Genomic DNA, 14,568 nt, shown 5'->3' on the forward strand with positions numbered 1-14,568 from the left:
GACCGGAGGGTAGTATCATGAAAGTTAAGAGTTTTAGCTTTGCGCCCATTTTGGCGCTGTTGTTTTGTTTCGCGACGGGAGTATTCGCAGATGATGTTAGGTCGAACGTGAAGATAAATCCTGCTACCCCAATGAGCAACGAGTATCGTGACGATGGCTGGCTGGACGGAAAGGCAGGCAGAAGTGGTTGGACTTGGCACGGAGATCAGGGTGTGTATAATTTCACCACTATAAAAAATCGGTCTGACGAATTAAACCAAAAGCCGATAGTTAGATTCGGCGGTGCGGGCACATACGTCTTTGGAGACTACGCCGTGACCGGAAAGCCGGTGATTAGTTTAAGCTGGCCTTCTGCTTTAGGCTATGGTTACATGTGGGGAGCAAAAGGCACATACATTAAAGATGACGGCGACGGACAGTTTTATTTGAATAGTTCAAAAGCTGTTTTGAGGCTTCCTAAGGGCGTGACTAAAAACGATATAGTCTATGCGAGACTTTATTGGCAGGGAAATATATTCAGCACGACTGATTTTGACAGCGAAGCAGAATACAACAGCAAAGACGGAAAAAAATTGACCGGTTTTGCTGAGCGGTATACACGGGTGAAATTTAAAATGAAAAGCTCGAAAGGTAAAGCTAGCGTAATAGAAGATGTTTATAGAGATAGATGCGAAGGAACGGCTGCTTGGAACTTTTTGGCAAAATCTCGCAAGCCCTTACGTTTGCGTTTAAAATATGGCTGCACTAAAGATATTACCGATCTAGTCAAGCAATATTTTAAAGATTATTCCGACAGCATTGAATTTACTGTAGGAAACGTAAAAACGAGTGATGGTATGGATCAAAACGGTGCAGATTTTACCAATGGAGAGTTCAACAGCGTTCGTCTTGGGCCGTACGGCGGATGGGGAATAATCGTAGTATATGATAAAACCGCCCCGTCCAGAAGGGCTTTGCTAGATAATTTACAATCTAACGATAGCGTAACGGGTCAAAAAATGACTTATACAGAGGCCATAGAATATAAAAATAAATATTTTAAACCAAAAAACGTAACTATTTACGGCGATTATTTTGTCGTCACCCCTTGGAAAGACGGTGGATATACGCCTATAAACATTAACGCTACCATCAGTGGATTTTATACACCTAGAAGTGGGTCCGTAAATGCAAAGCTAGGGTTTTTAGGGTTTGGTGGCGAGAGACAAATGACCTCCGACGAGTATTTTAAAGTTCAACACAAAGGAACCACACAAATGGATTCGCTATACGGATCCAGTGGGGTTAATCAACGGTTAGCTAACGATCGCGCTAATATATACGATGGCTCTGTCGCTTTACTTATAAATGATAACGGCACCTATAAGTATAGCTATCCATACGGCACCGGTTATTTAGGTGGATTTGATCTGGACGAATTCGATATCAGTTCAAAGATGAAGAATGCGCAATCTAGTCTAAACATCTCTTTGGGTGCGGCGTATGAAGATCTCAACGGAGGTCAAGCCGATCAAAACTTCATAAGTATGATTGCTATTTCCGCCGATTTGTATGTTCCTCAAATGTGCTATCAGTATGAGGTATATAACGCCGCTAACTGGGTAAAATTCTTTAGAACTAAAGATGAAGATCCGCAACACGGAAAAGTTATAGGCTCCAGATATAGCGGCTCTGAGGTTACTAACAATAAGCCAGAGCAGATCAAAAACCCGGTAGTTGCGGGTGAAAATATCTATTATAGAATGAAGTTTGAAAACAAACTAAACGGCGGTAATAGCGAGGATGCTGCAGGTGCAGTAGTATCGATCGACTTTGGTCAAGCCGGCGCTACCTATACCAAAGATAGCGCTACTATAAATAACGAGCTAGTCGTAAATGATCCTATCACTACCACTACAAATACCATACCTGCGGCGGCAGCCGATGAACTAGTCTATTTACGCGATGGTCAAAAGGGTGCATATAAGACGATGAAAGATGTCATAAAAGGTGGCGCTCCAAACGTTACGAAGGCTATTTATAAAGATAGGCAGTTTACTACGCTTGATGGTAATATATTGAAATTTTATATAGGTCAAGATGCGGGTAATTTGATTGCTTCTCCAAAACCTGGCGGCAGCCCTGTACCCGTAGGCGGTTTAATGCAACCGGGTAAGGCGGCATACGGCGAGTTTAATGCTACCGTAAATACGGGTGCAACCATATTGCAGGCTCCTGCCGTGACATTAAGCTACAAGATGAGTATAGATATCGGCGGCGGTCAGCGAGTCGTCATAGATATGGATAGTGCCTCTGAACTTGAGCTATGCGATGCGACAAAGGTTTCTAAAAGCGTTAATATCCTACCTTTAAGCGGTTTACAGGTAGTCAATAAGAATTTTAGTAAAAATGACGACGATGATAGACTATATACTCAAGTCTCCGATAAGCCTTTCGATGCGAAACTTATCTTTAGACCAGATTATGAAAGCCAATTTTGCAAGAAGTATGACGATAAAACTGGTAAATGCGAGGAGTATATTGATGCGGCTGCAAATTCCAAATACTTTAAAAGGGATCCTCTTACGGGCAAGCTTGTATATATCGGTAGCGAGGCTAGAAAGCTTGAAAAATTTGATTTGAGTGGTAAATTGTATTTATCCGTCATCAGGGCAAGAAATGCTGCTACTACCTCAGATAAAGTTGCCGATAGTGATAAGGGAAATAGTGCAGTTTACTCATGCCGATCCGTAACAGACTCTTTAAAAATTCCATTTAAACTAAATGGCGATGCTTATTCCATAGATAAGAAAGTGGATTTTAAAGACAAGTCTATTTTAGAGCTAAATAATATAGAAATAGGAGACGCGTATCAGGGTCTTACGTTTATGCTTAGCTATCGTCCGGACGAGCAAGCTACCTCAAGATCTGATTTAGATCAGTATATAAAAAATAAAGATTTAAATAATAGCGATCCTAAGGCTTATTATTTAGAGCTTAAGAAATGGGAGCTTAAAAAGCAATACGGATATTGTGAAACGGGTGAGGATTTTAGCTGGTGCAACAAAAAACTAACCGCAGAGCAAAAGAAAGATATTTGGGAAAATAAAATACAAAAGAAGCTAGACGAGCTTAAAAATAGTATAGATACGGCTAGCGATGAGTTTGGTATTAAAATGTCAAAAGACGGCTCATTCCACATATGTGGTAGCGATAACTTCGTGCTTCGCCCAGCATATTTTAATGTAGATACAGAAGCACTGAAGAATTTGGGCAAGTATAGCAAGATCGTAGATATCACTGCTAGCGGCGATATAACTAAAAAAGGCGTTAGTACCGATGTTTATAATCCTACCGAACTTCGCGTGGGTGGTGACTATGAGCAGAACGCAGATATCTTGGCTCATGTAATATCGGCCAGAAGCTATAGTGACAACGGCGTACCTAACTACACAGCAGAAATCGGTGGCGATCTTGGCAATCAACGTTATCATCTGCGTAAAAGTTATGGCGCAGATTCCGACGATACTCAAGATATATCAACTAAGATTCGTGGTATTCAAACCTATTTGCGTCCGTTTATATCTAATGAATGCGCGGCTAATGTCACTACTCAATCCTATTATGTAGATAGAAAGAATGCTTCCACTACATTAAAACGTGGCGTTAAAGAAGATGGTTGTTATGGCGGTACCGCAGTGGAATATTCCGGTGCTAAATACAATGCCGAAACGGGCAAATACGAGATTGATCCGGAAGCTATCAAAAAAGGCTCTTTTGGCAAGAGCGATGATGTCTCGTGCGTATTAAATGGTACAAGCTCAAAATTCGACGCATCGTATAGAAGAGTATGGGATAAAAATGCCGTAAGCTTATGGGCGAATTTTAACGCTAGAAATATCGTAGAAGCAGGAGGCGTTGCGAAATTTGATAGCAAAGGTCATGTTCAAGGTGCATATCTGATGACCCAGTCCAGAAAAGATCCGGAAGCCAAAGATAAAAGCTATGCCGTTATCTATACCGAAACCATAGGTAAAGATGCCGATAAAATTTTTAATTACTATAATGTCGGCGATGTACTCGTAAACATCTATGATAATTCGTGGACGGATGCTTATTCCGATCAGACATACTCTAAAAAGTGGAAGAGCGCTAAATGCATTATCAATTCATCTAGCAATACTCCGGACGCTAAAGGTATGGTAGGTTGCGATGTAGGCATGAGAATTGCTGCCAATAAAGATAAAGCTATAAACGACAATATTGTATTGCGCTATAAGCCGGATCGTATCAGAGTGTCGCTCGTAAGCCTTGATAATGGTATAACAAGCGGCGTAGGTGATAATAATATCACCGGCGGAACATCCGCATATACATATTTTAATGATCCGTATATTGAGAATAATGTCGTAGTATATCCGGGCGAAAATTCCGCACAGAATTTAGCTGTAACGCGTCAGATAAGCCAGCTTGCCAAACTTAAAGTCAATGCCGTGGCGTATCTATCTGACAAAGTTTATAAGGATGTCATCGCTACGCTTTATGACGGATATAAGCAGGATGTTGGCGGCACTCCTCAAGCCGTGTGCGGATTTTCGAGCGATCTTGATTTTGCGCTAAATTTTGGATTTGATTGCGCTAGCAATAGTGCCGACGGACGTTGCTCCACAGCTACCGCTAGCAGGACCGGCGGAGATACAAATTACGTGCCGTATCCTAATAGACCTACCGTTGTCTACAATATCCGTGGTGGTACACAGTTTTTCGCTAGGAATTCTAACGAGTGCCTAGGTTCTACGGGATATGATAGCAGATGCTATACATATAACGCAAGAACCTTAAGCTCAACTGTTACCGGAGGTTGGGAAGAAGCTGCTTCCGCCGCCGATGTTGGCTACAGCATGCCTATACCGCTTGGAATGGCGCTTAATTATTACTCCGATGCTTCATTAATAGGCGGACTTATTAATAGACCAAAAGGCGGCACAGGAATTAATTACGATTCTAAGTCGAGCGATTTTAGAATTTTGGCACAAGGATTTAGAGAGGGGCAGACCCCTGGTTCAACTGTATATTTTAATTTCGCTAGGATGCATAAAACCCCTAGCACTCCGGTGCTTATCTACGCTAGTGACTTTAATATCGGAAATGGCACGGTTAGTATCGCCGAAAATTTTTGGCCGTCAAAATTTGATAAATCATACAATGCTATCTCGGATACAACTTCGGAGCAATATAATATAGATGGTATAAAGCTATCTCATGAGAACTTCGATGACTTTGTTACTAGAAAGGTAGAAGAGACAACAGGGGTTAAAAAAGCAGATATGAGCGTAGCAAATAAAGCTGCTTATATAAATACTGCTAATACTAATAGCAAAACTTATAAAACCGGCACTACTATTACAGATTTTAGCGATAATATAGGCACTTACGCACTATTTGTCTATGGTACGTCATACGACAAGAGCCTGGGATCTAGAGTGTATCAAGCCACTACCAGAACTGGGGTAACCGTGCCTATTTATACGCAGATCTATTGCGGTAGAACCGATAGGTGCGCAAATATGCCTGCTCCTAGCGCACAACTTGCTTATGAAGCCCCTGGCTCGAATATATTTACCGTGCTAGCGGCTCAAGATCCTAGCCTAACTGATTTTACGAAGTTCGTAGTAAATACTAGGGCTACCCTAAATAATATAGGAGCAGAATTTGTAAGCGCTTATACTAGCTTCACGCCTACTGGTGTAACTGTTCACAGGGGCAATGTAGTAAGCTACGGTAAGGAAGATATAGCTATCCAAGCTACTGCTCCGGGCCAGGCTACAATACGTATTGAAACTAACCCATGGCTTATCCATACTCCTGCTGGAAATCAAAATACTATGTTTACCGTACCTCCTACTACTGGAGCTTACTCTAGCAGGTTCCCTGGCGTGCCACAGTATTTCAATCCTCTTACTGTAAATGTAAGAGCTGTTAGTCCTACAGTCTGGGGTGGAGAGGGTCAAGTCAAGTCCGGTACGGAAGACGACGTAGGATCATTCGCTGGCGGTAGCACATCGGATAATAGCACTAGCGACACTTCGACTAGCAAGCTAGGTACGGGCGACATTCGCGATATTTACAATCAAAAGACCGATTGGTAGTATCTGTGTAAGCTCGTAGCACAAAGGCTAGCCTCCCGGCTAGCCTTTTTTTATGAGCGAAATTTTGGTTTTCCTGGCGACAAATATTTTGGAATTTTGCTTTGCAAATTTTTGTCTGTAAATTTTACGAGATAAAATTTTTTGGAATTTTAAATTGTTAAATTTTACTATAAAACTTGGCGAAAAATTTTACTCATTGAAATTTGTGCGCCGTAACGGCATAGAATTGCGCGCTAATCCCAAGCGGTAGAATTTCAAAGTAAAATTTTATATGGCGATCCTCCTCCCGTTTATTAAAATTCTCAGCCATCGGCATTGCGAGTTTCGCGTAGCGTAATCACGCAAGGTTTATTGTAAATTTTTATTGCGCGAAATTTAATAGTAAAATCTACACTAAGCGAGGTATAAAAGATCTCAGCCACATCCAGGACGCAGTCCATTAGTAAAATCTGCGCTCAACTCTCATCTTAAAATTCTATCGCGGCAAAACGCACCGCCGATAAAACTAAAATTCTATCACTCAAAGCCGCTCGTATTCCCCCTTATCCTTCAAAATTTAGTTTAGTAAAATTCCAATCCGGCTAGATCTGTTGTATAAAAGTCGCTTCATAAATTCCATTTGTTCATTTACCCGTTTTTAAATGAAATTTCGGCACAATGCGGCTTAAAATTTCATCAGGGAAAGCCATTTGAAAACAAAAAATATCAGAAACTTCAGCATCATCGCACATATTGACCACGGCAAATCCACGCTCGCAGACCGCCTGATTAGCGAGTGCAACGCCGTCGAGGCGCGCCAGATGAGCAGCCAGATCATGGATACGATGGATATCGAAAAGGAGCGCGGCATCACGATCAAGGCGCAGTCTGTGCGGCTCGAGTACGAGCTTGGCGGCGAGAAATACGTTTTAAATTTGATCGACACTCCGGGCCACGTGGATTTTAGCTACGAGGTCTCGCGTTCGCTGGCTAGCTGTGAGGGGGCGATACTCGTCGTGGATGCCAGCCAGGGCGTGCAGGCGCAGACCATCGCAAACGTCTATATCGCGCTGCAGCACAACCTCGAGATCATCCCCGTGCTCAATAAAATCGATCTGCCCGCCGCCGATCCGCAGCGCGTAAAAGATGAGATCGAGCATGTCATCGGGCTTGATTGCAGCAGCGCGATCGAGGTCAGCGCCAAAACGGGCGTGGGCATCAAGGAGCTTTTAGCGGCGATAATCACTCGCATCCCCGCGCCCAAAACGGACGACGCTGCGCCGCTTAAGGCGCTCATCTACGACAGCTGGTTCGATAACTACCTAGGCGCGCTCGCGCTCGCGAGGCTCTACGACGGCGTGCTGAAAAAGGGCGACGAGGTCTATATCATGGGTAGCGAGAACCGCCACGAGGTGCTTGATCTAATGTATCCCAACCCGCTCACGCCCGCAAAAACCCGCGAGCTTAGCAGCGGCGAAGTGGGGATCGTAGTAATGGGGCTAAAAAACGTCGCCGACGTGCAGGTGGGCGATACGATCACGCTTTTTAAAAATCGCGCCGCTGCGCCCGTGGGCGGATTTGAAAAGGCCAAGCCCTTCGTGTTTGCGGGCATCTATCCCGTGCAGACCGATAAATTTGAAGATCTGCGCGACGCCTTGGACAAGCTCAGCCTAAACGATAGCTCGCTTAGCTACGAGCCTGAAACGTCGCTCGCGCTAGGGTTCGGCTTTCGCGTCGGGTTTTTGGGGCTGCTGCATATGGAGGTCGTCAAGGAGCGGCTCGAGCGCGAGTTTGATCTCGATCTCATCGCTACGGCGCCGACCGTCACATACGCCGTGTATCTTACGGACGGCTCGTGCGTGCGGATACATAGCCCCAGCGAGCTTCCCGCGCCAAATTTCATCGAGCGCATCGAGGAGCCCTACGTCAGAGCGACCATCATCACCCCGAGCGAGTTTTTAGGCAATCTCATCAGCCTTTTAAATTTACGCCGCGGCATCCAAACCAAGATGGATTACATCACGCCTGAGCGCGTCCTGCTCGAATACGACGTGCCCACAAACGAGATCATAATGGACTTTTACGACAAGCTCAAGTCCTGCACCAAGGGCTATGCGAGCTTTGATTACGAGCCGATCGATTACAGGCGCGGCGATCTCGTAAAGCTCGACATCCGCGTCGCCGGCGAAGCGGTCGATGCGCTCTCGATCATCGTGCCCGCTTCAAAGGCCGAATCCAAGGGGCGCGACCTCGTCAAAGCGATGAAGGAGATCGTGCCGCGGCAGCTTTTTGAGGTCGCGATCCAGGCAAGCATCGGCAACAAGATCATCGCTCGTGAAAATGTCCGCGCAATGGGCAAAAACGTGACGGCCAAATGCTACGGCGGCGACATCACGCGCAAGCGCAAGCTGCTAGAAAAGCAAAAAGAGGGCAAGAAGCGCATGAAGGCGATCGGCAGGGTAAATCTGCCGAGCGAGGCGTTTTTGAGCGTGCTGAAGATCGATTAAATTTTATACTTGAGCGGGCGATCTAAATTTTAGCTTTTGCCGTGCGGCCGTAAAATTTGATTTTAAATTTTGGCGATCGTTCGGGCGTTTAAATTTAGTGGCTCGTCGTTCGGTATGAAATTTCGTCTTTAAATCACGATCTTAAGAGACGATTTAAATTTTATAACTGCACGGCGTTTAAGCTCTATCGCTCGCCGTCCGAGCTGATACATTCGCTTCTACGCGCCCGTTTTGCGCCGCTTTAGGCTCTAGCATTCACTACTCGATCGTAGAATTCTGCCGCTTGCCGTTAGGCTAAAATTTCATCTTTAAAATTTAAAATTCCGCGAGCGGTTTAAATTTTTGCCGTTCGCCGACTATTGTAGTCGCGTTCATCATCTCCTGCAGCTGCACCCGCCGTACCCGTCAATTCTATTCCGACGGCGTCCGCTATGAAATTTCACCTGCCGCGGTTTTGAAAAATTTGATTAAATTTTCCTGCGCGCCGCATGAAATTCCATAGTGCGAGTGTTTTATAACAAAACGGCGTGCGCGGCGCATAATAGGGCACGCCGATAAATCCAGCAAAAGCGCTAAATTTATCGACGTAAAAAAAGGAGAAAAATGAAATTTTTAGACCGCTTAGGCGTGGATAGGAATAGCTTTACTGATCTGTTTTCGGCATGTTTGGGTTGCGGCGCAAGGGTGCAAGAGGCGGGCTGAAGCTGATCGTAAAGGGCAGGCGCCGCTCTGTGGATTTTGAGCGTGGTGAGACCCTCTTCGGCGATGATGCGCCGCGCACCATTTGGTATATCGGCAGCGAAGCAAGTGGCAGCCGCACGTGGCTGTGGGGGTACGAGAACATAAACCGCCTCAATGAGCGGCCACTTGCCCTTGCGCGAGATGTGCGCGATTTTGGCTTACGGCACGGGCTAGCGGAGCTTAGTACGCCTAGGCTTGCACTAAGTGCGGAGATAAACGGGCATGCTCTAAGCGCGATCGCGTGCGGATTATCGCAGGAGCCGTTATGTTACTACCGCTGCCCGCACGCCGGCGGAGCGGTGTTTGTGGCATTCGCGGCAGGCGAGTGCGTGACGCCAGATGGTACGATCAAGCCCGGTATGGACGCAAGCGAGCTTATCTCTTTGGCGCGCGATTACATAGGCGCATTTCAGCTAAATCACGCCGTTTTATCGGGGGCGCTTTTGCTTAGAAACGGCACGAAATTTAGCGAAGCGGCGGGCAAAATCGTAGCAAATTTTAAAAATGACGCGCTCTTTTTGTTTGATAATTCGGGGCGGCTAAGCGAGGTGGAGTTCGCCGTATAGAGCCGCAAATATTGCGGCATGCATTTGCGGCTTTGAAATTTACGTTGTGAAATTCTGCTTCGTAAATTTTATATCTTAAAATTTTCAGTCTTAGAATTTTGCTCGGTAAAATTTAGATCGAAAAATTCCCTCGAGTGAAATTCCTCTTAAAATTTTACGTTGCAAAATTCTGCCGCTAAATTTACGCCAAATCTCTAAATTTTAAATCAAAATCAGCCGCCGTCGATGTCGAAATCAAGATGCTCTTTGAAATAGGCGCGTAGCCTGCGGCGGTCGTTGCGACCGGGCGTAATCGCAAACCACAACACGCGGTCGTTCAGATCCTTACCACGGATCAGCACGGTGTCGCGCAGCAAGATGTCGTGAAAGTCGCCGTTTAGCCGCCACGACGAGAGCGCCTTGGCGAAGAAAAAGATCACGACGCCCGCGACCATGATCACGAATGCCATTCCCACGCGCTCACTCATGGCGATACCCACTAGCCATAGCACGATCATCGATCCGATCCCAAATTTAAAGAGTCGCTCGTGTTTTACGTAGCGGGAGTGGCTAAGCGCCGTGTAGCCGGTGCAGGTGCGCAAAAAGCCTGGAGTGAGCCTAACGTAGTCGATGTTAAAGAGCAAAATTTCGCTCTTGCGCTCGTTTGAAACGAAGGTGATCGCATGGTCGCTAAATTTAAACAGCCCGCCGCCGTCGCGTCCTTGATACCAAGCTACGCCTGCGATCAAAAGTCCTAAAATCCCGCCTCCGCCGCGTCCGTGACCGTCGCCTAAAAAAATTTCATCTAAATCAAGCCCGGCCGACACGCCGTAAAAAAATATAAAGACCATCATCGCAATGACGAAGATCACGATGAAGGAGTTGTCGTTTTTGACGCTAAATCCGCCTGCGCTTGTGGTTCGTGCGCTGCGGCTGCGAAGGGCGGCTTTGTAGTCTTTGGTAGTAAAAGTAGGCATCGGCTTCCTTTCTTTCGGGCTTGCAAAACAGCTTGCGCGCGCTTTCAAAGCCCTTTTAAAACGGTGAAATTTTATAAAATTTCAGATCAAATTCGGATTAAATTTTAAATTTGAAGAGGCTTTAAAATTTAAATGGGCTGCAAATTTAAAGGATTTGAAATTTAGCCGTCTAACTACGCTTAAAATTTGCGCTTTCGCTCAAATTTATCAAAATTTAAACGCGCAGCGGCGCCGAAAGATCGTAAATTTAGCCCGGGCTAAACCCCGTTTTTGTATAATCGCACAAAATTTTAAAGGAGAAAAAATGAAAAAAATTTTTGCTTTGCTTTTTGCGGCGCTATTTTTTATCGGTTGTGGGCAGTCTCAGCCGAAAGTACCGATCGCAAGCGCGTATAAATTCAAGGGCATTACCTACTACCACATCCAGAACCATAATCCGAAAAAATTTGTCTATCAATCGCCGGAAGCGGTCGAGAAAAAGTACAACGAGCAGCTTTTAGCGGCGTTAAAAGAGGCGAACCTGCTGGATCAAAACTCTACCGATGAGCTTAAAATTACAATAAAGCACCACAGGGGCTTTACGGGCGAAGCTACTCCGTTTCCTAGCGATAGAATCGGTGGTATAGACGTTGCTTATCAGATTCAAATCATAAGAGGCGACCAAGTGCTAAGAAACTACACGCAGGATGAGTTTGAGTTTTACGATCCAGGATTTTTCGGCAATATGAAAACCATAGCGTTGCAAAATACAGACGATAGCTATGAAAATGACGCGATCGCGGCCATGGTTAAGCGTTTAATGGAGATCATAAAGAAATTTTAGCGGCCAGCTTGGGCGCAACGCACGCGTTGATGCCGCATTTGGCTAAATCATAAATGATTTTTTGACGTCTCGCGAGCTTTTAAATCGCGGAATTTAAAAAAATCGCTGCGAGCTTGAGCGGTAAAATTTGAAGAAGCGGATTGCTTGAGGGATACCGACATATCGATAGCTTCTCGCCAATGAAGCGGCGAACACTCGATAAGCACGGCATTTTGAGTCTTACAATACTCTAAAATATAAAGAATTTCGGCACTAAATTTAAATGTGATCGGCGGGTGTATTCTTGCCGGCGCGTGCTACGGATTTCGCGGCGAAATTTAAAAACGCGGTTTGCATGATTTAGCGGATGCGAGTTTTGCAGAAGCGCAGCTGCACGGACAGATAGCGAATGCGCGGCAAATTATCATAAATTTAAAGCGTAGCGGCGCTGCGCGATCTCATCAAATATGCAGAAAATTTTACGGCAAATTTAAAACGCAGTCTAGCGGAGTTAATACGGCGGATTAAAATGCGACTTGCAGCGGTTGGTGCGGCAAATTTGCTTTGCGGTTGCAGTTAAATTTTCCGCCGCGCGGAGTAAATGCCACGCAGAAGTTAAATTTGCCGCGTAGAAGCTAAATTTCGCGTCGCAGTTAAATCCATAATAGTCAAATCGGTAGTGAGCTCAAACGCCGTAAATTTAGAGCTCGCAGGCGTAAGCGCTTGACTTAGGCTGAGCCGCGATCTTTTATTATAAGACGCCTATTGTTCGCATTCCCGCGGCTGTCTAAAACAAACCGCACAACGCTTTAAATTTTAAAATTTTATTTGAATAAGCTATTTACGCTCTCGTCGTGATATACGCGCCTTATGACCTCGCCGAAGAGCGGAGCGACGCTGATTACCTTGATGCGGTCGCTTTCCTGCTTTAGCGGGATCGTGTCGGTCACGACTAGGCCGTCCAGTGCGCCGCTTTCGATGCGCTCGTATGCCGGGCCGCTTAGCACGGCGTGCGTGCAAAACGCGCTGACGCTCTTCGCGCCCTGTTCCTTAAACGCACCCGCGGCCTTGACGATGGTGCCCGCGGTATCGATCATATCGTCGATTAGGATCACATCCTTGCCTGCGACGTCGCCGATGATGTTCATCACCTCGCTTTTGTTCGCCTCCTCGCGGCGCTTATCGACGATCACCAGATCGAGCGAGAGCTTTTTGGCAAAGCTTCTGGCGCGCGCGACGCCGCCCACATCGGGGCTGGCGATGATCGGATTTTTTAAATTTTTCTCTTTTAGGTAGTCCAAAAATATCAGCGAGCCGTAGAGGTTATCGACGGGCACGTCGAAAAAGCCCTGTATCTGCCCCGCGTGCAGATCCATCGTGACGACGCGGTCGATCCCCGCCGTCTGCATCATATTTGCCACGAGCTTCGCGCTGATCGGCACGCGCGGGGCTGCCTTGCGGTCTTGGCGAGCGTAGCCGAAGTAGGGCACGACCGCCGTGATCGAGTTCGCGCTGGAGCGCTTCAGCGCATCTGTCAGGATCAAAAGCTCCATCAGATTGGAGTTTGCGGGCGCGCAGGTAGGCTGGATGACGAAGACGTCCTTGCCGCGCACGCTCTCACCGATCTGGACGCTGATTTCGCCGTCGCTGAAGGTTTTGATCGCGCACTCGCTAAGCGGCAGCGAGAGATATTTGGAGATTTTTTTGGCAAATTCGGGATTTGCGGTGCCGGAGAAAATTTTATATCCGCGCATTTTGATGACCTTTGGATTGAAATTTGCTCGAATTCTACACCAAAAGCGCTAAATTTTAGCTAATTCGCCCGCCGCACCCGCGTAAAATTTATAAGCGAACATCGCGGACCGCCGCACGTTTGCGAGATAAATTCTTTAAAATTTCAGGGCGGCTCGGCTTGCCGCAGTCTTACTAGGGTGAAATTTGGCTTTGGATTGTAGCCGATACGCGCGCGGATCATCGGAGCCCGCGTTTTTTGTGCCGGTAGTTGCACGACGGATGCGGCTAAAACCGTATTGAAAAGTTTTATGAAAGTCTGAGGGAGCGCATCAGTCATGGGTACGGCTAAAACCGTATCGCAGAGGGCGGGGCGCCGATTAGCACGGAATTTTATATTTTCTATAACAGACGGGCAGAATTTTATCTTTTAAAGCTGCGGAGATTGCGCGTAAATTTAGATTTGAGCTTGCGCGGGACAGACTGCGCGAATGCTTCGGCGTGCTAAATTTAGACTGTCGCGGCGCATAAATTTTAGATTTCTTGGGCGGTTAAATTTAAAATGCGTTTTGCTTTGGCGAAAATTTAAAGCTCGCTTTGGCGATCAAATTTAAAAGTTGGCCCTCTAGAGCTTGATTGTGCGCCGCGAAATTTTAAAATTTATCGGGTAAGCTCCATTCGCCGCGTAAATTTGGATACTACCTTTGCCGTTTAAATTTTAAAATCGTGCAGGCTTGCTTCGCCGTGTAAATTTCGGAATTGCTTTTGCACGTTTAAATTTTAAAATCGCACGGAGATAAATTTAATCCACAGCGAGTGCTATTCTGTGATTTTGGTGGGCTCGCCGAATAGCCTATTTATCTCGGAGATCAAAATTTCCTTGCCATCCTGCGCGCCGTTTGCGAGCTCGGCAAGACCTGCCTTAGCGGCGCGCACGCTCTTACTCGTGTCGCGAGACTTTGCGGCATAGTTTTGCGGATCGGTGGATCTTAACAGATCGTCCTTCTCTCCGTCGCCATTTCCTGTAGAAATTTTGGAATTTTGCAGCTTGGAATTCGTCGCGGAATTTCGCTGCGCAGAATTTTGCGTCGTAGAATTTTTCGAATTTTGCTGCTCGGAATTTCTTCCCGCATCCGTTTGCAATTTTGCGGCTTGCGC

8 protein-coding genes are annotated in these 14,568 nt (G+C 46.1%); 4 read left to right on the top strand and 4 right to left on the bottom strand.

Annotated features, from left to right (window positions below; genetic code table 11):
- Positions 1-17: 17 nt before the first annotated feature.
- The 3 genes from QZ176_RS07530 (at position 18) to QZ176_RS07540 (ending at position 9,921) form a co-directional block, all read left to right on the top strand.
- Complete coding sequence (locus tag QZ176_RS07530) at positions 18-6,128, top strand: hypothetical protein (RefSeq protein ID WP_295152478.1); 6,111 nt, start codon at positions 18-20, stop codon at positions 6,126-6,128.
- A 689-nt stretch (positions 6,129-6,817) separates the two neighbouring features.
- On the top strand, positions 6,818-8,614 hold the full coding sequence (lepA, locus tag QZ176_RS07535) for a translation elongation factor 4 (RefSeq protein ID WP_295152480.1): 1,797 nt from the start codon (positions 6,818-6,820) through the stop codon (positions 8,612-8,614).
- 662 nt (positions 8,615-9,276) lie between these two features.
- Entirely contained in the window at positions 9,277-9,921 is a 645-nt protein-coding gene (locus tag QZ176_RS07540; RefSeq protein WP_365951719.1) for a DUF6882 domain-containing protein, read from the top strand.
- 212 nt (positions 9,922-10,133) lie between these two features.
- Here QZ176_RS07540 and QZ176_RS07545 read toward each other — a convergent pair whose 3' ends face one another.
- Entirely contained in the window at positions 10,134-10,877 is a 744-nt protein-coding gene (locus tag QZ176_RS07545; RefSeq protein WP_295152484.1) for a hypothetical protein, read from the bottom strand.
- A gap of 304 nt (positions 10,878-11,181) precedes the next feature.
- On the opposite strand from QZ176_RS07545, the gene QZ176_RS07550 reads away from it, so the two are divergent.
- On the top strand, positions 11,182-11,700 hold the full coding sequence (locus QZ176_RS07550) for a hypothetical protein (protein ID WP_295152486.1): 519 nt from the start codon (positions 11,182-11,184) through the stop codon (positions 11,698-11,700).
- A gap of 803 nt (positions 11,701-12,503) precedes the next feature.
- On the opposite strand, the gene QZ176_RS07555 is transcribed toward QZ176_RS07550, so the two are convergent.
- The 3 genes from QZ176_RS07555 to QZ176_RS07565 all read right to left on the bottom strand — a co-directional run.
- Positions 12,504-13,433, bottom strand: a complete 930-nt coding sequence (locus tag QZ176_RS07555) for a ribose-phosphate pyrophosphokinase (protein WP_005873085.1) — start codon at positions 13,431-13,433, stop codon at positions 12,504-12,506.
- Between the two features lie 143 nt (positions 13,434-13,576).
- Positions 13,577-13,750 (bottom strand): hypothetical protein, encoded by a 174-nt coding sequence (locus QZ176_RS07560; protein WP_295152489.1) that lies wholly within the window; start codon positions 13,748-13,750, stop codon positions 13,577-13,579.
- 479 nt (positions 13,751-14,229) lie between these two features.
- Positions 14,230-14,568: hypothetical protein (locus tag QZ176_RS07565; protein ID WP_295152491.1), on the bottom strand; the 339-nt coding region annotated here is incomplete at its 5' end.

The organism is uncultured Campylobacter sp. (assembly GCF_905373215.1).
In the GTDB taxonomy this organism is placed as follows: Bacteria; Campylobacterota; Campylobacteria; order Campylobacterales; family Campylobacteraceae; genus Campylobacter_B.

Coding starts and splice junctions, on each gene's coding strand:
- QZ176_RS07530 (WP_295152478.1), top strand. CDS start 18: ATGAAAGTTAAGAGTTTTAGCTTTGCGCCCATTTTGGCGCTGTTGTTT.
- QZ176_RS07540 (WP_365951719.1), top strand. CDS start 9,277: ATGTTTGGGTTGCGGCGCAAGGGTGCAAGAGGCGGGCTGAAGCTGATC.
- QZ176_RS07545 (WP_295152484.1), bottom strand. CDS start 10,877: ATGCCTACTTTTACTACCAAAGACTACAAAGCCGCCCTTCGCAGCCGC.
- QZ176_RS07550 (WP_295152486.1), top strand. CDS start 11,182: ATGAAAAAAATTTTTGCTTTGCTTTTTGCGGCGCTATTTTTTATCGGT.
- QZ176_RS07555 (WP_005873085.1), bottom strand. CDS start 13,433: ATGCGCGGATATAAAATTTTCTCCGGCACCGCAAATCCCGAATTTGCC.
- QZ176_RS07560 (WP_295152489.1), bottom strand. CDS start 13,750: ATGACTGATGCGCTCCCTCAGACTTTCATAAAACTTTTCAATACGGTT.